At 73.9% G+C, this 21282-nt stretch carries 19 protein-coding genes; 16 read left to right on the forward strand and 3 right to left on the reverse strand.

Annotation, left to right across the window (positions count from 1 at the left end):
• Nucleotides 1-353: 353 nt before the first annotated feature.
• The 10 genes from LN037_RS29200 to LN037_RS29245 all read left to right on the forward strand — a co-directional run bounded on the left by LN037_RS29200 (nt 354) and on the right by LN037_RS29245 (nt 11493).
• The gene (locus tag LN037_RS29200; protein WP_230760104.1) at nt 354-719 is read left to right on the forward strand and encodes a hypothetical protein; all 366 of its coding nucleotides are present in this window, start codon (nt 354-356) and stop codon (nt 717-719) included.
• Nucleotides 719-1282 carry a hypothetical protein gene (locus LN037_RS29205; RefSeq protein WP_230760106.1) on the forward strand — a complete coding sequence of 188 codons (564 nt, stop codon included), beginning with the start codon at nt 719-721 and terminating at the stop codon, nt 1280-1282. The genes LN037_RS29200 and LN037_RS29205 overlap by 1 nt, the downstream gene beginning before the upstream one ends.
• Nucleotides 1279-3783, forward strand: a complete 2505-nt coding sequence (locus tag LN037_RS29210) for a type IV secretory system conjugative DNA transfer family protein (protein ID WP_230760108.1) — start codon at nt 1279-1281, stop codon at nt 3781-3783. Before LN037_RS29205 ends, LN037_RS29210 begins: the two co-directional genes overlap by 4 nt.
• The gene (locus LN037_RS29215; protein ID WP_230760109.1) at nt 3783-5537 is read left to right on the forward strand and encodes a type IV secretory system conjugative DNA transfer family protein; all 1755 of its coding nucleotides are present in this window, start codon (nt 3783-3785) and stop codon (nt 5535-5537) included. The genes LN037_RS29210 and LN037_RS29215 overlap by 1 nt, the downstream gene beginning before the upstream one ends.
• A complete protein-coding gene (locus tag LN037_RS29220; RefSeq protein ID WP_230760111.1) occupies nt 5534-6667 on the forward strand; it encodes a hypothetical protein in 1134 nt (377 codons plus the stop codon). Before LN037_RS29215 ends, LN037_RS29220 begins: the two co-directional genes overlap by 4 nt.
• A gap of 12 nt (nt 6668-6679) precedes the next feature.
• Nucleotides 6680-8182: a DUF1173 family protein gene (locus LN037_RS29225; protein ID WP_230760112.1), complete on the forward strand. Its 1503-nt coding sequence runs from the start codon at nt 6680-6682 to the stop codon at nt 8180-8182.
• A 136-nt stretch (nt 8183-8318) separates the two neighbouring features.
• Nucleotides 8319-8780, forward strand: coding sequence for a DUF6166 domain-containing protein (locus LN037_RS29230; protein WP_230760113.1), 462 nt, complete (start codon nt 8319-8321; stop codon nt 8778-8780).
• A complete protein-coding gene (locus LN037_RS29235; protein WP_230760114.1) occupies nt 8777-9010 on the forward strand; it encodes a hypothetical protein in 234 nt (77 codons plus the stop codon). Before LN037_RS29230 ends, LN037_RS29235 begins: the two co-directional genes overlap by 4 nt.
• 510 nt (nt 9011-9520) lie before the next feature.
• Nucleotides 9521-10417 (forward strand): trypsin-like serine peptidase, encoded by an 897-nt coding sequence (locus LN037_RS29240; RefSeq protein WP_230760115.1) that lies wholly within the window; start codon nt 9521-9523, stop codon nt 10415-10417.
• A 116-nt stretch (nt 10418-10533) separates the two neighbouring features.
• Nucleotides 10534-11493, forward strand: coding sequence for a hypothetical protein (locus LN037_RS29245; protein ID WP_230760116.1), 960 nt, complete (start codon nt 10534-10536; stop codon nt 11491-11493).
• A gap of 49 nt (nt 11494-11542) precedes the next feature.
• Here LN037_RS29245 and LN037_RS29250 read toward each other — a convergent pair whose 3' ends face one another.
• The 3 genes from LN037_RS29250 to sigM are packed head-to-tail and all read right to left on the reverse strand — an operon-like array spanning nt 11543 to nt 13643.
• Nucleotides 11543-12250: a hypothetical protein gene (locus LN037_RS29250; protein ID WP_230760117.1), complete on the reverse strand. Its 708-nt coding sequence runs from the start codon at nt 12248-12250 to the stop codon at nt 11543-11545.
• The gene (locus LN037_RS29255) at nt 12247-13026 is read right to left on the reverse strand and encodes an RsmA family anti-sigma factor (RefSeq protein WP_230760118.1); all 780 of its coding nucleotides are present in this window, start codon (nt 13024-13026) and stop codon (nt 12247-12249) included. Before LN037_RS29255 ends, LN037_RS29250 begins: the two co-directional genes overlap by 4 nt.
• Nucleotides 13023-13643: an RNA polymerase sigma factor SigM gene (sigM, locus tag LN037_RS29260; protein ID WP_230760119.1), complete on the reverse strand. Its 621-nt coding sequence runs from the start codon at nt 13641-13643 to the stop codon at nt 13023-13025. The genes LN037_RS29255 and sigM overlap by 4 nt, the downstream gene beginning before the upstream one ends.
• 385 nt (nt 13644-14028) lie before the next feature.
• Here sigM and LN037_RS29265 point away from each other — a divergent pair, with 385 nt between their 5' ends.
• From LN037_RS29265 to LN037_RS29290, 6 genes are all read left to right on the forward strand, one after another.
• A complete protein-coding gene (locus LN037_RS29265; RefSeq protein WP_230760121.1) occupies nt 14029-14436 on the forward strand; it encodes a DUF7878 domain-containing protein in 408 nt (135 codons plus the stop codon).
• A gap of 205 nt (nt 14437-14641) precedes the next feature.
• Entirely contained in the window at nt 14642-15238 is a 597-nt protein-coding gene (locus LN037_RS29270) for a hypothetical protein (protein ID WP_230760123.1), read from the forward strand.
• Nucleotides 15239-15956: 718 nt separating this feature from the next.
• On the forward strand, nt 15957-16100 hold the full coding sequence (locus LN037_RS29275) for a hypothetical protein (protein ID WP_230760125.1): 144 nt from the start codon (nt 15957-15959) through the stop codon (nt 16098-16100).
• Between the two features lie 145 nt (nt 16101-16245).
• Complete coding sequence (locus tag LN037_RS29280; protein ID WP_230760129.1) at nt 16246-18546, forward strand: hypothetical protein; 2301 nt, start codon at nt 16246-16248, stop codon at nt 18544-18546.
• Nucleotides 18547-18737: 191 nt separating this feature from the next.
• Complete coding sequence (locus tag LN037_RS29285) at nt 18738-19682, forward strand: hypothetical protein (RefSeq protein WP_230760131.1); 945 nt, start codon at nt 18738-18740, stop codon at nt 19680-19682.
• Nucleotides 19679-21196, forward strand: coding sequence for a hypothetical protein (locus LN037_RS29290; protein ID WP_230760134.1), 1518 nt, complete (start codon nt 19679-19681; stop codon nt 21194-21196). Before LN037_RS29285 ends, LN037_RS29290 begins: the two co-directional genes overlap by 4 nt.
• Nucleotides 21197-21282 lie beyond the last annotated feature (86 nt).

Below are 21282 nucleotides of genomic sequence, written 5' to 3' on the forward strand. Positions count from 1 at the left end.
GCCGCCCGCCCCCGGCCGGGCGCGCCACCATCACGGGGGCCACCGAGAGACTCCTCGGCCACCCCCTCCGTCCCACGACTCGTCCCGCTCCCCGGGGGCTGCCGGGCGCGACCCCCGACGTCGACGACGCCGGCGTCGCGGCCGGTCAGAGCCTGGCCCCGACCCCGCCGGTCGAGGTGGTCCCCCCCACCACCGACACCGCAGCGGGGCCGGGGCCAGGCGCAGCCCCTGACCACCTCCTTGACGCTGCCGGTTCAGCCGATCCTGCTGGGCCGCAGGCGTCGCCGACACGCGGAGCCACACCGCCGAGCTCGGGCCCGGAGACCGGGGACGGCCACGAGCCGCGGGTCCTGTTGCTGGTCGAGCAGCTGCACACCAACCCCGATCTCACCGGCCCTGACGCCATGGCAGCCCTCGAGGCAGCCGGTTTCGGCCCCGTCGCCGCCCGTACCGCACGACGGCTGCTGAGTAAGGCCCGCGACGTGCTCATCCCCGCGTCCAGCGACGCCGTCACCGACCCGACCAACGACCTGAGCCCCGATCCCGTCGCTGCCCCCGCCGCTGCTGACGACACGGCTGGCGGAGCGGTTGGCGGAGCGGACGGCGATGACGTTCCCGGCGTGCGGCCGTCGACGCCGTGGGCCCCGACCGGCACTGATGCCGGCCGTCCGCTCGCGCTCGTGCGGCCCGCCGCGGCCACCCCCACTGGAGACCGCTGATGACGACCACCGACGACTCCCAGAGCGACACCGCCCAGACCGACGGCTTCACCCCGACGGTGACCGTCCCCGATCAGCTCGCCATCGACCTGGACGCGGACGGGGTCGAGGGATCCGAGGCCGGCCAGGGCTGGCGCTCCAAGCCCGAACAGTTGTGGACAGCGTTCGACCGCAGCGAGGCCTACCTGGACACCCGGCCGGTCGGCGGACCGTTCGACCCGACCTTGGACTACGGCCACCCCGACTGGCGCGAACCCGAGTCCGACGCCGAAGCCGCCGCCCGCCTGGCCCACCTCGAAGCCGACCGGACGGCCCGTCCGCCGACGGCCCCGGAGCTGCGCGACCGCACCCCCGTCGAAGAGGCCCTGCTCGACGCCGGCGTTGAGGCCGACCTCGCCGAGCGCGCCCAGGACCCCGACCCCGCCCTGTGGGCGCACTACCGCGAACTCGCCGCCCTCGACCGCCTCGCGCCCGTCCCCGTCGACGAGATCGCCGACCCCCTCGGCGACGACGAGCACGACGAATACGACGAATACGACGAATACGACGAGGAGGAGCTATGAGCACCCCCCGCCGCACCTCCCCACCGCTACCCGAAGGCACCGCGTCAGGTGGATCGCCGTCGTCGCCTCCGCCGCGGTGGCGGCAGTGGTTGATGGTGCGGCTCGAGCGTCTCGGGCACGCGCGGCGCCGTGGGTGGCCGCGCGTGCGGCGCTGGCTCGCCGGTGTCGGGCCGCGTCTGCGCCGGTCGCTGGGCCGGTCGCTGGGCCGCTCGCTGCGCGCGTCGCCGGCTCTGCTGGTCGCGCTGGTGCTGGTGCTGGTGCTCAAGTCCGGGCCGCTGGGCCGCTCCTGGGTCGGGTCGGGGAAGTGGGGCGTCGTCGGCGCCGCTGTGGCCGAGCGGGTCCTGGGCGGGGGCTGGCGGCTGCATTTGACCGTCGCCGCGTTGGCGGGGCTGAGCTACCTGTTCGGACTGACCTCCCCGGTCGGGCTGCTGCTCATCGCCCCGGGCCTGACCGTCGGCGGGTTCCTGCTGGCCCGCGAGACCTACCGGCACACCCCGTACGCCCGGGCCCGCGCCCGCTTCGGGGACGAGGGCTGGGCCGACTTCTGGGAGCTGCACCGCAACGTCTCCGCCCACGCGGTGCGCCACATCGCCAGCCATCAGCGGCGCAGCCTCGCCGCGGCGCTGCCCGCCGTGCCCCCGCGTCGCCGGGCCGGGACGGTCGCGGTCACCGCCGCCACGCTGCGCCGCTCGGCGCTGATCGAGCGGCTGCCGGTCACCGAGACCGGCACCTGGCTGGGTCGCAGCGCGGTCGGGCCGTGGTGGGGCGTGCAGACCTACGCCGCCTACCGCGACGTGGTCGGGCTGATCGCGCCGCCGCAGACCGGCAAGACCGCCCTGATGATCCACCACGTCATCGACCATCCCGGTGCGGTCGTGTCGACCTCGACCAAGCCGGAGGTCTACCTCTACACCGCGGCGCTGCGCGCCGCGGTCAGCGGCGCCGAACACGTGGCGCTGTTCAACCCCGACAACCTCGGCGGCCTGGGCTCCACCCTGCGCTGGTGCCCGGTCCGCGGCTGCGCCGACTTCCGGTTCGCCACCGCCCGCGCCGGGCTGCTCGTCGGCGCCCGCGCCCGCAAGAGCGACGACGAGGCCCGCTGGGACGAGTGGGCCTCCAGCGTCCTGACCGGCCTGCTCATGATCGCCGACCTCGACGGCCGCACCATGACCGACGTCGCCCGCTGGGTGCACAACCCCACCGACCGCGACCGGGGTGCGGCGCAGGCGCTGCGGCTGATGCGCGAGACCTACCGCCGCCAGGTCCCCGAGGAGGTCGCCGACGCCCTCGGGCAGGTCCTGGCCTCGAAGGCCGAGAAGACCCGCGACAGCGTGTTCTTCGCGATGCGCGGCGCGGTCGCGTTCATGGCCGACCCCACCATCGCCTGGCTGTGCACCCCGGACCGCGACGAGCCGATGTTCGACGTCGAGGAGTTCATCGACTCCCGCGGCGCGCTCTACCTGCTCGGCTCCGAGGAACAGAACGCCGGCAGCGCCCCGCTGCTCGCCGCGTTCACCGGTCACGTCTTCGCCACCGCCAAGAGCCTCGCCGCCCGCCGCAGCGGACGGCTCGACCCCCCGCTGCTGATCTCCCTCGACGAGGCAGCGCTGATCACCCCGGTGCCGCTGCCGAAGTGGGTCGCCGACGCCGGTGGGCGCGGCATCCACATCGTGTGGTCGGTCCAGACCCCCTCGCAGCTGCGGGACACGTGGGGGGACAACGGCGCGGACACCATCCTCAACGCCACCAACGCCCTGATGATCTTCGGGGGGCTCAAGACCAAGCGGGACCTCGAGGAGGTCTCCGAGTGGTGCGGGCACCGCCACGAGCTCGTCCCCGACCCCGACGGCCCCGACGGGCAGGGCCGCGCCAAGTTCGAGCGGGTCCCGGTCTGCCCCCCGGACCGGGTGCGGGTGATCCCGCACTGGCACGCCCTGCTCGTGCACCGCGCCACCCCGGCCACCGTCGTGCGCATCTGGCCCGGCTGGAACCGCCCCGATGTCCGCAAGGCCGGGCCCCTGCCCAGCTCCGGGCTCCCGGTCCGGCAGAACCCGCCACCGGCAACGGCCACGCCTTCCCCACCCCCCGAAGCGGACGACCCCGACGGCACCCGGGCAGCCCCTGCACCCCGGACCGATCGCGTGCAGCACCCGTCGGATCAGAACGTCCACGGCGGCATCCACCCCGACACCGCCACCGCCAGCGACACCGACAGCCGGGCCGAGCACGGGCCGTCCCCAACCTCCATCGCCCCACCCCGGGCCGCGGGCGCCGCGGGGCCGGCGGGGCCTGGCGCCGAGCGGGCGTCGGCGTCCGACGCGGCGGGTCTGCAGCAGTGGCTGCCCTCGCCCCGCCGGCAGGCCGGCGACACACCCGCACCGGCCCCCACCGACGCCGCCCCCGACGCCCCCTCTGAGGCCGCCAGGGGCGCTGGTCCGGGGCGTGTGGAGCCGGGGCGGCCCACCTCGACCGAGCAGCGGGAGGACCAGAGATGTCGGTGATGACCGATCGCGAGGCCCGGACCTGGGAGTACAAGCTGGTCGCCGTAGCGGGCGGCTGTGTGGTGTTCGCGGTGCTGGCGTTCACGCTGTTCCCCGCGGCGCTCGCCGACACCCCCACCCTGGTCCCGGCCACCGCGGTCCTGGGTCTGGTCGGGGCCGGGTTCGCCGGCCTGGCAGTGCTGGTGCTGGTGGCGGTGTGGCTGCACCACCGCTGGTTCTTCTCCGCGATGCAGCGCCTGCGCCGCGACCTCGGGGGCCCGGCCGGGTGGCTGGACCACCACGACCTGCGCGAGACCGCCGGCGAGGAGGCAGTCGTCGCCGAGGCCGAGAGTTTCTGGCGCCGCCCCCACGGCACGGTCACCGCCGCGCAGGCCGGGTGGCGGCTCGGCGAGCTGATCTCGGGTCGCTGGCCGGTCCGCTCGCACAGCATGTTCGCGGCCTACCCGCGCTCGGTGTGCATCCTCGGCCCGCAGGGATCCCGCAAGACGCAGTTCCTGATCCCGATGATCCTCGACGCGCCCGGCGCCGCGCTGGTCACCTCCAGCAAGGGCGAGCTGATCGTCGACACCGCCACGCTGCGCTCCATGCGCGGCGCGGTCGCGTTCTTCGACCCGCTCGGGGTGACCGGCGGGCTGCACGACTTCCCCTTCGACCCGGTCTGGAACTGCGCCCGGCTGACCCCCGAGGGCCTCCCGGACTCCGACTACGCCGACGCGATCGCCGCGGCGATGATCCGCGGGGCGATGGTCCACAAGAAGATGAACGAGGAGTTCTGGGCCGACGCGGGCCGGGAGATCCTGCGCTGCTTCCTGCTCGCCGCCGACCTCGAGGCCAAGGGCTCGGAGAAGGTCCAGCAGTGGGCCCACAACCCCGACACCGGCGAGGCCATCAACATCCTCGAAGGGCGAGCCGACCGGGTCCCGGCCGGGTGGCTCTCCCTGTTGCGCCAGCGCCTGGGCACCAACCCGCGGATGCGCGACGGCTACCTGGCCACCGTCGCCTCCTGCATGGACTACCTCGGCCACCCCGGCGGGCTGGCCGCGATCAAGCGGCCCGGCAGCCACGTCCGCGACGACATCGGCCCGTTCCTCGACGCCCGCACCACCCTCTATGTGGTCGGGGACAAGACCAAGCGCGGCATGTCCTCGCTGATGACCGCCCTGACCGAGTCGATGGTGTTCCGCGCCCGCGAGGAAGCCAAGCGCCGCGGCGGGCGCCTGCGCGAGCCGTTCTCGCTGTTCCTCGACGAGGTCGCCAACCTCACCCCGGTCGACCTGCCCAACTACGCCGCCGAGACCCGCGGCTGGGGCATCTTCACCGTCGCGGTGCTGCAGTCGCGGGCCCAGCTGGACAAGGTGTGGGGCGAGGACGACGCCAAGGTCATCTGGGACAACCTGGTCACCAAGGTCATCCTCGGGTCCCTCGGCGACGAGACGTTCCTCGAGGCGCTCTCCCGCCTCGGCGGGGAACGCCGCGTCACCGTCGCCAGCGACACCACCCGCGGCGGGGTCTCAGCCAGCCACCGACTCGAACGCGTCATCCCGCTCTCGGTGATCCGGTCGCTGCCCGCCAACCACGCCTACGTCCTGGGCGCCGCCCGCCACCCCGCCGTGATCCGCTTCGAAGCCGGCTACGAACGCCTCGCCCGCGCGAGCACCGGCGCCTCCCGCCGCCCCGTCTGGCCCCGCTGGTGGCGCGAACCGCGCCGCGCCTTCGTCCACGCCTTCGAACTCGGCCGCGGACGGCGCCCATGACCGGCCCGCACGAGCCGCCAGGCCCCGACCCCGATCCCGGAGCCACTGCTGACTTCTCCCCCGGCCCCGAGACCTCCCCGGGCACTCCCGGGGAGGCGTCCGCCGGCACACGAGCGTCATCCGAGCCGTCGGCACCCGCGTCGCCGCGCTCCGCGGCTGGCGATCAGCGCTACGAGCTGGGCCGTCAGCTGCGCGCGATCCGCCTCGAGGTCGACGGGCTGCGCGAGGAGATCGGCGCCGACGTGGGGCGGCTACGCAGCGAGGTCCGCAACCGGCTCAACGACCTGCGCTCCGAGGTCACCGAGAGGATCGACGGCGGGCACGGCGAGATCGCCGGGGAGCTCGCCGAGTTCCTGCCCCGGGTAGCGGACCTCGAAGACCAGCTCACCCGGCTCCGGGCCGCCTTCGACCTCGGGGGACCCACCCTCAGTGCGCCGACCGCACCCGGGACGGAGCGCGGCGCGGGTCCCGCCGACGACTCGACACCCGACGGTGCCGACGGCGACGACGAGCCGCCGGTCACGCCCGCCACCGGCTGGGACCGCATGAGCCGGGCCGGCGCCGAGCGCGCCTGGGCGGCCCTGGCCGAGTTCGTCGACGGCGTCCTGTACCGCCAGTACCGGTTCACCCGCCTGCAGATCCCCGACTGCTGGGCACTGCACCCGCGGATGGTCCGGGAACTGGCCTGGCTGCGCTCGACCTACCTCGAGGCCGCCGAACTCGAACGCGACACCCCCGCCGCGTCCATGCCCTGGCACCTGCGCTGCGTGCCCGGCTTCCTGATCAACGCCGCCGAAGCCGTCGACACCCGCGAATGCCGACCCGGCATCCACCGCCTCACCGAGACCGAGGTCTCCGCGCACCAGTACCGCCGCGACGCCGCCCTCCGCGACGGCCTCACCCCACCGCCGCTGACCACCGAGGCCGGCCCCGACCGACCCCACCTCATCCCCGCGCACTTCCCGCTGCGCACCGTGCGGTCGGTCAACAGCACCCGCACCACCGACGACGGGCCCACACCACCCACCCCTGAAGACCTGCCCGACCTGGTCGTCGGCCCCTGTCACCCCGACTACTGGCGCGACCACTACTTCGCCGCCTCCGCCGCCGACCTCGCCGAACGCCACTGAACCGGCCTGCTCATGCCTCGCCGACCACGCCGTGACCCGCGACGCCGCCCCGCCACCGCGCCCCCCGTCGCCCCCGCACCAGGGGCCGACGTACGCGTCGAGCTCGCCGGACACACCGTCCACCTGGTTGCGCTGCGTGCCCATCCCGAGCGGTACGCGGCCTGGTTCGCCGCCGCCCGTCGCCGCCCCGGCCACGGCATCTGCCGATGCACCCGCAGCGGGGAGCGGCTGGTCATCCGGGAGATCGCCGGGGTGTTCCATCTGGCTCGCTGGCCCCTGGGCGGGGACAACCACCGCCCCGGCTGCCCCTTCTTCTCCTCCGAGTCCCGCCACAGCGGCACCGACCCGGGCGCCCGCGACGCGATCAGCGTCACCGACCACGGCACCCGCATCGAGGTCGGGTACGCGTTCACCGCCCCCGCCAGCGGGCTCGAAGGCGACGACGATCCGGCGGCTGCGGTGGACCGGCCTCCCGCGGGACGGCCGGCCGGTGCTGCCCACGCGACCCTGACCAGCCTCGGGCTGCTGCGCTGGCTCTGGGAGACAGCGGGCCTCAACGCGTGGCCCCCGCCCAGCGGTGAGGTCACCGCCGGCCCCGCCCGCGAGCACCGCATCACCGGTACCCGACGGCACTGGGAGGACACCCGCGAGGCGCTGGTCGCCGTGCTGGCCGGGGTGCGGCTCGGCGACCATCCGGCGCCGCGGCTGGCCTACGTCATCGCCCCGTACCGACCCGGTCACCCCGACCCGGTGCGGGACGCTCGCCTCGCCGAGTACCTCGCCCCCCTCGAGGGCCCGCAACGCGTCGCGATCCGGCGGGGGCCCCGGCGTGGCCGGACCCGTCTGCTGCGCCACCGCCGTCTGCTGATCGGCGAGCTCAAGCACGACCCGCAGCCCACCGACCACGGCCTGCGGGTGGACCTGCGTCACTTCCCGCGTCCGTTGTTCTGCCGGACCGAGCTCGGTGAACACCTCACCCGCAGCTACCCGACCGCGTTCGCCTCGCGCCGGGACCCGAACACCCGACGAGTCGTGCTCGCCCTGATCGAGGGCACCCCGCACGGACACCTGCGGCTGCTCGACGCGGCGGTCCTGCTCACCACCTCCGACTACCTGCCCGTCGACTCCAGCCACGAGGCGTTGCTCGCCCAACAGCTCGTCGCGGCGGGCCGCGAGTTCATCAAGCCCCTGCGACGCGCAGACGGGGACCTCACACTCCCCGATTTCGTCCTGACAGACACCGACCCCGCCACGGTCGTCGAGGTCTGGGGCCTCACCGGTCGCACCGACTACGACGAGCGCCGGGCAGCGAAGCTCGAGCATTACGCCGCCGAGCAGACACCCGTGCTCGAATGGGACGTGAGCACCGGCCCACCCCCCGACGTCCACCGTCCGACGCCGCCGTCGGCGACCAGCGAGAGCTGGCCGCCGCCGAGCGCAGGCACGGCCGCCGCCCGCCGAGCAGATCAGGGACTGCGGGCGACGGCGTCCCCGACACCTAGGTTGTGGACGTGAGCGAACGCACCGCCCACGCCCCGGCGTGCTCCGGGCACATCCAGCGCCGCCCAGGTCCACCCGACTCGCAGAGAAGACGGCCGGAGGACCCGACGTCCTCCCGCCCGTCCAGACCAGCCCGTCCCGGGGAGCCGAGATGAGAGTCGACCACCCGCGCGAGGTCCGGTTCCGCGGCATGCGCGGCGCGACGACGAGCTCCCCGGCGCTGGTGGTGGTGGAAGACCCCGCGACCGGCGAGACGATCGGCGCGCTCGAACACCGCGTCCGTTACTCCCCCACCGGGTTCAACTGGGGCTACGACGGCGCCGGACCCCGCGACCTGGCCCGATCCCTGCTGGCCGCCGTCCTCACCGACGAAGCACTGTGCAACGCCTGCCACGGAGCGGCCGCAGCTTGCGACACCTGCCGCGACGGCCTACGCCCTGACCTGCCCAGCAGCGCGTTCACCTCCCAGGTCGTCGCAAGGCTCGGACCTGACTGGACGTTGCACTCCCGCCAGGTGCGCGCCTGGTGGGAAGATCACCGGGTCACTCTCGGGAGCGACCGGACCCCCGGGGACTCGTCCGGCACCGACCTCGACTTCGGAGGCCGCGCATGACCGAAGGTGACCGCTTCGAGGTCGTCGACGGCGGCCGCGCCGACGACGACCCCGTCAGCCAGGACGACCTCGACGCCCTCGACGCGTTGACCGCGGTCCTCGCCGGCCCGGAGGGCGACGACGACCCCGAGGTGGCTGCTCGCGCCCGCGCGGTCGCCTCGGACATCATGAACCTGCCGGGCGACACCTCTCCCGGCCTTCGCCCGGTCGACGGCCCGCCAGCCGGATGACGCCGGGCGTCGCGCCCCGGCCGTCCGACCTGCGGCGGCCGGGGCTCCCCTTCTCAGGGCAGCGCTCCCCATGAGCTGGGATTCACCCCACCAGGGTGAAAGACTGCGCCGGTGATCGCGTCCGTCCCTGTGACCGGGCCGCGCGGCCGACCACGGCGCGCCTCACGCGCCGCTGTACCGGGCCCAGCCATGCGCCGAGGAGCTCGGCTGACGGGTACGGCTCTGCTCGCGACGGTGCTGCTCGGCGGATGCGCGGCGGCGGCTCCCGCACCTGACTTCCCCGTCAACGACCCCGGCCTGGTCGCTGACCTCGAGCAGCAGCCCCGGATCGATCTACGCGACCCGGCGACCAACGGCACGCTGACCGTGCCCTCGGTCAGCGGTTTCTGGGACTCGGCCGCCCAACGGGCAGCGACCTCGCCCGAAACGACCCCGCGCCCCCCTGGCATCGCGTTGTTGGCCCCCGACCAATCCGCACCGGGCGCGGCAGCAGACACAGCAGCGGACGCAGTGCTCTCGATCGTCCGGCCCACCTCGCCCCCAGGAGACACCCCGGCCCCTCCCGCCGGCCCGGACGGCGCCCCAGGCGCGACCCGGTCCGACGCGCCCCTGGTCGCGCTCGGCGCCGGCGTCGGTGCGGCATCGGCGCCACTGGGGCCCATCGCCGAGCCGTTCGAGGCCCTCGGCCTCTCGGCCCGCGCGACAGGCCGGCTCTTCTTCACCGTCGCCGGACGGCCCCGCTCCTGCACCGCCTCGGTGGTCAACGCCGCCAGCCCATACGGCACGTCAGTCGTCATCACCGCCGGGCACTGCCTGCTCTCCGACGGCTCCGACGGCCCCCGCACCCCCGCCGCGAACATCATCTTCGTCCCCGGCTACCGGGTCGGCGCCGAGCCCTACGGCCGCTACCTCGCACAGGCCGCCCAGGTCACCAGCGGCTGGGCTGCGGGCCTGGACTGGAGCAACGACGTCGGGTTCGTCCGCCTCGCCTCGCAGGGGTTGGTCAACGCCCAGGACGCAGTCGGCAGCTACGGGATGGTCTTCGGTGCCCCGGCGGCCCTCGGTCGCGTCGACCTGCTCGGATACCCCAGCGCGCCGCCGTTCGACGGCTCCGCGGCCCGCATCTGTCGCGGCGCGGTCTCCGGCGCCGCCGGGCCCGCCGACCCCGCCGACGCCGGATCACAGCCCCTGCCCTGCGAGATGACCGCCGGCTACTCCGGCGGCCCAGGTCTGGCAACGCCCGCCCTCCCGGGCGTCCTCGCCGACCCCGCGGAGCTGCCCGCCAATTCAGGCGCCGCGGGCAGCTACATCGTCGGGGTCGGCTCGCACGACTACCGCCAGGGCACCGTGTACCTGGCCCCGCTCGGCGAACAGGCCCTTGCCGCCCTGCGCCAGGTCTCCTCGTGAGCAGGCCTGCGACGTGGCTGGCCGCCGCACTCGCCGCGGTCCTGGTACTCGGGCTGGTCGCCGCCTCTGCGCGCGGCCCCCGGGAGGAGCTGGCCGAGGCTGCCGAGTTCGATCAGGTGTACCGGGCGGCGTGGGGGTGGCTCGACGTCGAACGCGACGAGCAGGGAACCTCCTACCTGCACGCCGCCATCCGCGGCCCCGACGAGCAGGCAAACCCGGCACCATCGCGGCCGCGTCCCCGCACCGACCTGTTCTCCGCGTGGGTGCAGAACGAGACCGACTGGGTCCGCTTCGGCCGAGGCGAGGACCTCAGCACCTACTACCGAGAGCGCAACGCCAACGGGAACAGCATCTCCGCAGCGGTGCTGCAGCCCCCGCGCTCCAACGCCCAGTTCGTCCTCGTCGCCGATCGGCTCCGCCGCCCGATGCTCGTCCCGCCGTACCCCAAATCGGTCGATCCCGACGCCCAACAGCGGATCGAACCGCTGGTCAACACCCCGTACATCGCTCGGCGCAGCGACTTCGAGGCCGGCTGGGACCCGTGCCGGTGGCAGGCGCTTTCCAGCATGTGCGGCATCGATCGGGCGTGGCAGAGCACTAGGGCCTCGACTCCCGGTCTGCCTCTGCTCGTGCAGCAACGCTCGGACGGCACGACGATCGCGCGGACCGGCGTCCGCGTGGTGGACCTGATCAAGCAGGGCGTGTTCAGGCCCGACGGTCGCGACGCCGCGCAGTTGCTGCCCGTCGGTGCCCGGCTGGTCCCCTTCGAGGTCGAGCTGCGACCCGACGGGTCCCTGTCCGCGATGCGACTGCACGGCGCCGTCGCTTCGCCGACGGTCAACGTGGCCCTGCAAATCGGCGTCGAGGTCCGCGGCCGAGCCGACGTCACCGACGTTCCCGCATCCCCGGACGATCCCAGTCAGTACACCGTGATGGACAACCTGCGGGCGCTGCGGTTCGTCAGCGATGCTGCCTCGTTCTTCCGTTCCCCGGCGACCTATCAGCCGGACTGGCGCCCGGACCTCCCGCCGTTGCCGCTGCGAGCCACGGGACCCGCCGTCGCCCCACCCCTGTAGGTGGCCCCGGAGCCCGCGGTGGCGTCAACGAGACTCAGGGTGGTGTGGTCTAACGCGGGACGGTCAGCCTGGGGTAGCAGTCCGAGCTGTTGCAATTGAGCGGCACCACCCTCAACTCGATCTCGTCGTCGTCCACAGTGCCGTCGGCGGTGTAGGCGACCACCATGCTGTAGCGGCCGTCGACCACCGCGCCCTGCGCGCCCAGCGGAGTCTTGAATGGCTGGCAATCTTCTCGGCTGTCGAGCAGGTCGCGGTCGAATCGACCGTTGATCGCCGGCCACAATGTCCCCAGCTGCGCCATCGTCACGTCCGGCACCGCAGGAGCTGCCCGTGGGTCCACCGGCTCCGCCGCCGTGTGGCCCGCCCACCACAGGGCGCCGACCAGGAGCCCTGCCGCGACCGCGACCGCGGCCGCTCGCTGGGCCGCCGTCGCCCTGGCCCGGTTGAGCCGCCCGCCATCGCCAGGAACCGGATCGTCGGGGCTGGGCTGCTGTCCCGCCCCGGTGAGGGCAGCAGAGTCCGGGGCGGCCGCAACGACCTGCGTGGCCATGGTCGGAGCGGTGTCCATCGGGAGGTCGGAGCTCAACGTGCCCAGCAACGCGAGCGCGTCGGGGTCGCGGGAGAGGCGGGCCCGCACGTCGCGGGCCTGGTCTCGCGGCAGACGCCCGTCGCGCAACGCCAGCAGCGTCTCCCGGGTCAAAGCCAGCCCGGTGGCAGGGGCCGCTTCGGGCTCCGGGCCGCCGCCTTCGCCGGTCATGGGTCGATGAGGGTCTGCGCGAGCGGCGGGCGCAGGTTGCAGTCCGGGGCGAACGCCGTGAGCGCGATCTGCTGGCTCATCGGCACTCGGGTGGCTACCAGTACGGCGTCCTGATCGTCGAGCACGATCGGTTGGGCTCCGACGATGTCCCGCTCCAGCACGGGGCCTGGGGCTCGGCTTAGACAGCTGGCCAGCCGCGGCGACCCGGTGAGGAAGCCGAGGTCGCGGTAGCGGGACACCTCGGGCCACAGCGACGCGAGGTCCTGCGCCCCGACCGCGGGGGCGTTGCCGGCCTGCAGCCCGGTCGGGCCGGTCGATCCGGCGGGCCGGAAGACGGCGATGCCGCCGACGATGCCGATCACGACGACCGCGGCGGCGATCAGGGCGGGCACCAGGCGCCGGCGGCGTCGGCGGGCCGCGTCGAGGTCGACGATCCGCGCGTCGGTGGCGGGTTCCGGGCCGGTCGGTGTCGCATCACGGTCGTCGTGCTCGAGCTGGGGGGCGGGTTCGGCCGCGAGTGCGGTGTCGATGCGCTCGGCGACGTCGTCGGGGACTGGTTCGTCGTCGAGGTCGGCGAGTTCGAGGCGGGTCTGTTCGAGCAGTCCGTAGAGCGCGAGTGCGTCGGGGTCGCCGGCCATGCGGGCGCGCAGAGCGCTTTCCTGGTCGGGGGTGAGCAGTCCGGCCTGCAGGTCGGCGAGCTCGTCGAGGGCGATGCCGCCGGCGGAGACGATGGAGCCGGGGTCGGCAGGGTCGCGGGGGTCGGGGCAGCTGGTCATCGCGGCCTCCTTCCCTGCCCGGTGGCGGTGAGCGCGGCGGCGAGGCGGGCGCGGCCGCGGGCACAGCGTGATTTCACGGTGCCGACGCTGATACCGAGGGTATCGGCGGTCTCGGCCACGGAGAGGCCTTGGACGTCGACCAGCAGGATGGCCTGTCGTTGCTCGTCGGGCAGGACCGCGAGCATCGCCTTGACCGTGAGCTGGGCGTCGACCTCGCCGTGGGCGTCGCTGGTCTCGACCGCGTCGGCGCGTCCCTCGCGGGCGCCGTCGCCGGCGGCGTCCTCGTCGAGCGGCACGGTGCTCGGCCGCCGCGCCTTGATCTTGTCGAGGACGACGCGGGTGACGATGCGGGTCAGCCAGTTCTCGACCTCGGCGTCGGCGCGGTAGGACCCGGCGTAGCGGTGGGCGCGGACGAACGCGTCCTGCAGGGCTTCGGCGGCCTCCTCACGGTCGCGCAGGCTGCGTAGCGCGTAGGTCCACAACCGAGCGCGGTGGCGGCGGACCAGCAGGGTGAAGGCATCCCGGTCCCCGGCGAGGTGGGCGGCGAGCAGCTCACGGTCGCTGCGCTGATCCGGGGACGGCTCAGCCGGGGCTCCTTGCTCGCGGGGCAGCGTCATCCGGCTTCGGCGCGGCCGGTAGCGGCCGGTCGGGCGCCCGCGAGGTCGGCTGCGCCCCGGTGGCGGCCGTCGACCGGGAGCTGGAGGCGGCGGGCGATCATCGCGGCGAGTTTCGCACTCGATGCGCGTAAGGGACAGATCCACCAGGATCGTCCCGTGGCTGCGGGGCGACGGTGGGAGCCGGCGCCCGGGCCCAGCGGAGGTGCTCACGTCAGGGTCGGACCGGCCCCGGCGCTCTTCTGGTTCCCGCCCCGCGAACCGGTGACGTCACAGCCGCTTCGGGGACAGCGTCACCTTGGAACCGAGTCGTCGACCGTGGCGGGCTCTCGGGTGTTCGACGCCGGAACTATGCGGCGACCCAGCGAGGCGACCTGGAGGTGAGCAGGTGTTCGCGTTCGACCAGACCGACCTCGACCCACCGACAGCGACGAGCGACTTCGACATCCACCTCACCGCACGGCTGCGGATTTTCGACGGGGACCGGGTGGTCTTCGAGGAGGTGTTCGTCGCGATCATCGGCCTGGCCGCGCAGTGGCGCCGGTGGCTGGACGAGGGCGTCGAGGCCGGCGAGGAGTTCGTCTACGAGGACGACTCCTTGACGCTCGGGGAGCTGTTCCGCTTCACCGCGGTTGGCGACGGGCATTGGCGGGTGTCCTCGGTCTACGACTCCGCCCTGGCGCTGGAGATGCCGGGCCCCGACCTCGTCGCCGGCGTCGAGGCGGCGCTGACGTCGATCCGCGACGAGGCTTCCGCGCTCCTGGGCGCGGACCGGGCCCGTCCCTGGCTCCCGTAACTGTCAGCGTGTCGCGACGGTTGATCGTGGGTTGTGGGGGGTCGACCGCGACCAGACGCCTCCTCCCGGACCCGGTGGCCGGGGAACCGCCGCGGCCGGAGGGACGGTCCTACCCCGCCATGAACGACTCTGCGCGCAGCCGGCGCCCCGACACCGCGACCCGAGATGCCGCGTGGCCGTCCGCGCACAACCGGACCGCCCTGCGGTGACGCATCCACCCGGCCCCTACGGCTGGCCCACCGACCCGGCGGCTCCTCGCCCACCCTCCCCTCAGCTCCCCCGGGCGTTGCCGTTCGCCCTGACCGCCGAGGCCTGGCGCCGTCCGTGGCACCTCGAGGTCGAACAGGTGGTGACGGGCTTCGTGGTCCTCACCTGGGGACACCCCCTCGGAGGTGGCGACGCGGTCGTGACGGTCGGGAACCGGTTGCCGGCGTCCCGGCTCGCGTTCGACCGCGAGTCCGGGCAGCTCGCCGGGCTGCACCTGAGCCTGCAGTCCGACGTCCCCGTTGCCCCCGCCGTTCGGAGGCCGCCCTCCTTGCGGGGTGACCCGGTCTTCGACCTCGCCCCGTGGCGCGAGCACCCCGACCTCACGGTGCGCCGCGACGTGCGGGTCGTCCGCCGCGACCGCGACCTCCAGGTCGACCTCGCTCCCGGCGTCCCGCACCTGGCCTGCGTCCTCACCGAGTCCATGACCCTGCTCCTCGGCCTCGACCTGCGCCTCGTCGGGCTCCTGGTCACCGCCCTCGACCGCGACCAGCTCGACGTGCTGGCCGGGGTCCTCGAGGGCGAAGATCGACCGTGAACGCCGCTCGGCTCGCTCGGCTTCGTCGTCTGCCTGGTCGGGGTCGCCGTCGCACCCCCCATCTACGGTCGGGCAGGGCTTACGACCTCTGCCTTCTACGAACGTACGAAGCGCGAGCCGACAACACCGACGGGTCTTGACGCCACCTATGTCGGTGCCTAATACTTCCGATGGCTTCACCGGGTACGACCCAATCGAAGCGCCGTTCGGCCGCCGACATAGTCGGTGAGAGCTGTGCGGTTCGGTCACGGTCATCCGGTCCCATTCGTGGGAGCGGACAGTATCGGGCCGTAAAGATCGAGCCCACGGTCTGCTGGCGACAGCTCTGTCCGCCCGCCGTGCTGGCTCTCTTTGGCATGCCCGGAATCTTCCGGTGCCTGGGCGCGGGCTTCAAGCCGCGTCCTGCCGACCTCCCTTCTCTCAACCGTCTCCGAGCCCAGCCCTACCCCCGGTCCCGCACGCCCCGACCATTCCTTCCGCTTTTCCGTGTGAGGGCAGACCCGCTGCCCTCACACGAGAGAAAGCGAGAACGAGAATGTCCAGGTTCCGGTACGCAGGAGGCGGTCGCGCCCTCAACTGCAACGCACTCGATCCGCGCTACGTCGCATTCCCATGCGTGGACACTCGCCGTACCCGACCGCGAGCCACCCCGATGGCCGCCGCGCGCGCATTGGCCCGCTTGTGTCCCTCCTCCGACCGTCGCCGGCGCCTGGCGTTCTTGTCCGCTGACCAGAACGACGCTCTCGCCCTCACCGAGGTCGACCAGCTGACCTACCCCGAGGCCGCCGTGCACATGAAGATGACCGTCGACGAGTTCGAGTCCCTGCTCCTCGCGGCCTGGCTGCGTCTCGAGCACGACTGACGAGGCGACCAACCGCCCCGTCGGCGACAGCTGGGCTGCGCAGGGACCGTGCTGTTGTCGCCGTCCCCGTTCACCGGTGAGTCTGTGACACCTCCGCCCCGACCGGGCCGGAACCGCACGACGGCGACAGGAGGTCTCCCCGGGCATGTCGACGTCCATAGACCTCCCGGGAGAGGCGGTCGTTCCTCCGGGCACGCTCGAGCTGCTGGTCGAGCGGACCCTGCGGGTGCCGGCCTTCGCCGGGGATGCGGCCAACTCCTGTGTGGTCGTCCGCCAGCTCGACATCGCCCTGCTGGCCGAGGACTTCGTCGCTCCCGCGGAGCTCTTGGCGCATCTGGCTGGGCTGGCCGACGCTGGGTGGTACGCCGGGCTGATCCTCGCGGCACTCGGCCGGCGCCGCGGCGCGCACTCGCCCTTCTTCCGGGGCTTCCCCCACGAGGTGCCGCCGACCGAGCACTTCTGGACGACCACGTTGATCCGCGCCCAGCTGCTCGCCGCCCCCACCCGCGCCATCGAGCTGGACCTGGAGGCGCTGCCGCACTACGGGCGCTACCCGCACTCGTTCGCGGAGATGCTGGCGCGTCGCGCGCCGGCGGCGGCGTCCCGCGACGAGCACCGCACGTTGCTGCAGCTCGGGGACTCCCCCGGCCGCGAGGCGTGGCGGGCCTACACCGAGCTGCTCGGGGCGACGGTGCCGCTGGTGGGCCCCGACCTCGAGCTGCTCGGCGCCCTCGCCGGCCTCTTCGTCCAACATCCCCTGCCGTCCACGGCCGCTGCCGCTGACAGCGAGGCGGCCCCGGGCGCGGCGTCGTGGTCGCCCGGCGCGTCAGTGCGGGAGAACCGGGCGGTCGTCGACGCCGCCCGGATGGCCGCCGGCGGCCCCCTGGTGCTGGTGTCGACGGTGACCGACGTGCTGCGGGTGGCCGCCTACGCCTCGGGCGGCGACATAGGCCTGGTCGAGCCGTCGCGGCTGCGGTCGTTCACGCGGCGGGAGCGCCGCTCGCTGTTGGCGGCGCTTGATCGGATCGTCGCCGCCCAGCCGTCGGCGCTGGTGGACGTCGCGGGCCGCCGGGAACGCTGGAAAAGGCTCGGGGAGCGGCTGCATCCGCACGAGCACGCGGCCCGTTGGCCGCACGCCGCCCGGGTCTTCGCGGTCGCCCGCGGCGAGCAGGTGGCCCGCTCGGCGGTGGGCCGCGCGGAGCTCGCGCTCGCCGCCGACGACCCCGTGACGGCGGCGCGCGCCCTGGCCTCGACGCCCGGGGTGCTGCTGCGTTGGGCGGACCGGCTGCTGCGCCGCACCTCGCCGCAGCAGCTCCCGGGCCTGCTCGAGGTCCTGGCCGACGGGGCATCGGGGGCGTCGGGGCGGGTGCTGTGCGCGCTGCACCAGCACCTCGACAACGTCGACCTCGCCGAGACCCGACGGTTGTTCGTCAACCGCCGTGGCCCCCGCGCCCACACCGCCGAGGACACCCGTCCCCCGCTGCCTCCGGGCGCCGCGAGCGCCCTCGCGGGCGTGCTCGACGTCGAGCTCTCTCGGCGCCTCCCGGATCCTGGGGTGCTGCTCGTGGACCCGGCGGTGCGGGCGTTGGCGCTGCCGATCACCGGCAAGCCACTGGCGGTCGGCGAGTTCGCGGTGATGCCGCCGGGCAGCATGACCACGCTCGAGCCGGACGCCGCGACGCTGCGCATCGAACTGAGCTGGCGCGAGGCGCTCTACTTCACCGACTACGAGCTCAGCGTGCTCTGCCTCGACGACGACTTCGCGGTGACCGCCGAGGTCAGCCCCTCCCGCCCTGGTGTGACCGGCGTGCTGCACAGCGCGGGCCTGGTGGAGGCCCTCGCTCACGGTGAGGCGTTCGTCGACGTCGACCTCGCCGGGGTCGCCGCCACGCACCTGGTGGTGCAGGTCGGCGTGATCGAGGGCGAGGCCTTCACCCGGGCGGCTAGCTCCTGGATCGGCTACCGCACCTACCCGGCCCGCCTTGCGCACGACCACCGGGGCCCGGCGGTGCCGACGGGGTCCAGAGGCTCCGCGCTGCGCGCCGGCTCCAGGTTCACGCTGCCGGTGATGTTCTCCCGCCGCGCTGACGGTGCCTGGCAGGCGCGGTGGACCGGCCACGAGACGGCGCGCCGCTGGCGGTGGGACGCCGAGACAATCCACCGCGGCGTCACCAACACGTTCCTGCAGCAGACGGTGAGCCGCCGGGTGCTGACCGTCGGGTACCTGCTCGCGATGCTCGAGGCCCGCGCGGACCGCGTCATCGAGCTGGTGTTCCCCGCCCACGGGGCCGGCCCGGAGGGCGACGGGCAGGCCGCCGCTCTCGCCGCGGACCTCGCCGCGGTGTCCGGGCCGATCACCTACGTTGGCCGCACCCGCCCCGCGGGGCTCCCGGCCCACGCCGAGCTGATCACCCTCGATCGTCTTCACACCCTCGTCCCGGCCTGATCGCGCACGATCGAACAGCGTGGCCCGGCGCCACGGGAAGGTCCTACGATGACGGGGCACGGCCGAGGCCATGCGGGAGCTTCCTTCTCCCCTGCTCCACGGAGCGGGCCACATGGATGGTCAGACAGCGCCCGCGCTCTCCTCGCCGTGCCCCATCTCCCGCCTCGCCCGCCAGTTCCCGGGTGGGTTTGGTGAGCGCGGTGTGGACCGACCGGGTCCTGCACCGGCCGCAGGTCGTCGCGATGCTCGACGCCGACCCGGTCGTCGACCTCGAGGACTGCCGGCTGGTGTCGGTCACCTCCGAGGGCTCCCCGGCCGAACCGTGCGGCCTTGGCGCACCACCGTTGTGGCGACCGGACACGGTGACCGTGGAGGTCGCCACCCCCGCCGCCGCCACCGGACGTGAAGCCCGGGTCGTGCGTCTCGTCGGCGTCGGGATCGCCAGCTACGCCGTCGTCGGGGTCCTCGACGGCCGGCCCGGCACACTGCGCGTCGAGCCGCCACGGTGCCGCTACACCGACCTCGCGCCCGGTGAGCTGGAACCAGCGTGGTTGTCCTTCCACGCCGAGCAGACCCGGCTGCGGATCAAGGTCGACGTCCTCGAGGTCGAGGCCATCCGCACCGACCTCGCCGTCACGCCGCCGCTGTCCCGGGTCGCCAGCCGGGTCGACCAGCCGTCCCCGGACCGGATGACGGTGGCGAGCTGCGCGGTCGGCGACATCGACGGGCCCCTGGAGCTCGCGTTGAGCCGCCGCGCGGGCTGGACCCCCGACGCGGCGATGGCGCTCGTCGAGCACCTAAGCGCCGGCCTCGGTGTGGACCACGAACCACCCGGCGGCGACGAGGAGTGGGTCGTCCTCGTGGACCGCTCCCAGGGGACTCGGTCAGCCGTCGCGATCGCGCACCTGTTCACCCCGCTCGTGGTGTTCACCGACCCCGCCCGCGAACAGGAAGCCCACGAGCGGGCAATGCTGCCGGGAGAGATCGTCTCCATCGGCGTCCCCGACTACCGCGCTGACGGCATGCGCGCCGCTATCAGCCTGATCGACCAGCTCACCCGCTGGCATCTGCGCGACGAGATGAGCTTCGACGACGAGATGTTCAGCCCCGAGGACCTCTGGTTCGAGGGCACATGAGCGCGCCCATCCCGAGGTGGCTGCCGGCGCCGCGTCACCCCACCGCGACCGAGCCCGCCACGGGCGGCGAGGTCTCCGCGGTCCTCGACGAACTGCGGCGGGTCCGCGCCGACGGCGCGATCATCGAGCTGTGGTCCTTCAGTGCGGGCCTGGAGGACTGGGCCCGGGTGATCGCCTGGCTCCACGCCGAAGGTCGGGCCGACTCGCTCACCGACCCCAGCGGCGCGCCGAGCGCGCCGATCCTGGCCGAGATGTTCGATCCCGAGGCGGTGTTCGACGAGTGGATGCTGCGCTTCCACGTCGGGACCTCGACGTGGCGTACCCCGTTCGGCAACCACGGCGGGGTCTACTTCTGGGGCGGTGCGGAGGACTTCACCAGCACAGCCCAGGTCGCCGAGCTCCTGGCGTGGGCCCGGGAGCTTTCGAGGCTGCTCGACCGCCCGGTGCTGCTGCTCCCGGAGACTCCCGAACCGGAGTCGACGCGTCCCATCTGGCGCAGTGACCAGACCGCACCCTCCGACCCGGCCCGGCTGCCCGCGCCACGTCACCAGGCGCTCTGGGCCGCGCCGGAGGTCGACGTCGTCGCCGAGTTCCGGGCGTGGGTCGCCCAGCACCACACCGCTTTGGAGAGCGCGGGACTAGAGGTGGAGCTGTCCGGCGCCGTGCTGCCGTGGCTGCCGGGCCTGCCCGACAACCTCCGCCGCGCCGCGCACCTGCAGCTGTGGGCGGATCGCCGCGCCGGGGAGCTCACGGTCGGCCAGGACGGTCAGGTCGACCTGCACGTCATCGACCTGGAAGACCCGAACCTCGCGAGCGTGGTCAGCGGCTACTTCGACACCGCGTCCTCGGCTGGGTTGACCGACGCCCTCCACGCGCTACTCGCCGCAACAGTCGAGGTCCCGGACCCGCCGATGCCGGCCCCCCTCCGGCCGTTCGTCTCCGAGCTGAGGCACTGGGAACCCCCGGCGACCCAGCCCTGGCCCGCCGCGGACGCCTCGTCCGCACACCACGGCGGTGTGGACCGCCGCCCCGCCCCGCCGGCGGCGACGACACCCGCGTCCCTGCCGCGTGCCGACCGGCTCATCAAGGACCTACGGGAGACCGTCCCGCGGCCGCCGATCGTGATCGTCGGCGACCCGGAGTCCGATCACGGCGGGGACTTCATCGGCGAGCTGGTCGCGCTGGTGGTGTCCCTGCTGCCCGGCCTGACGTGGTCGGCCGACCGGTACACCGAGGGCAGCGGCCGGCCCCACGGCGTCGCGGCGCTGCACCGGCTCGGCGACACCGAGCACGGGCTGAGCGGCCCCGAGCTGATCGATCTACTGGCGGGGATATGTATGCACGGGGGCAAGCTGGTCGGCGCCGTGGAGACCTCCCCCGCAGGCCGCTGGCGCCCGGTCGTGGGTATCGAGGCCATCCGCGGCCGGGAGTTCGACGTGCAGACCAGCGACGACCGGGTGCTGCGCCGGCTGCGCTCGCTGCCGACCACCCGGGACGTGCCTCCCGCCGAATAACCCACGGCCGCTTGACCCACAGCTGGCTGGCTCCTCCACCCGGTGGCCCCTCCAGGGGTCACCGGGCGGAGGGCCTGGGCGGCGAG

This window comes from Actinomycetospora soli, assembly GCF_021026295.1.
Lineage (GTDB): Bacteria > Actinomycetota > Actinomycetes > Mycobacteriales > Pseudonocardiaceae > Actinomycetospora > Actinomycetospora soli.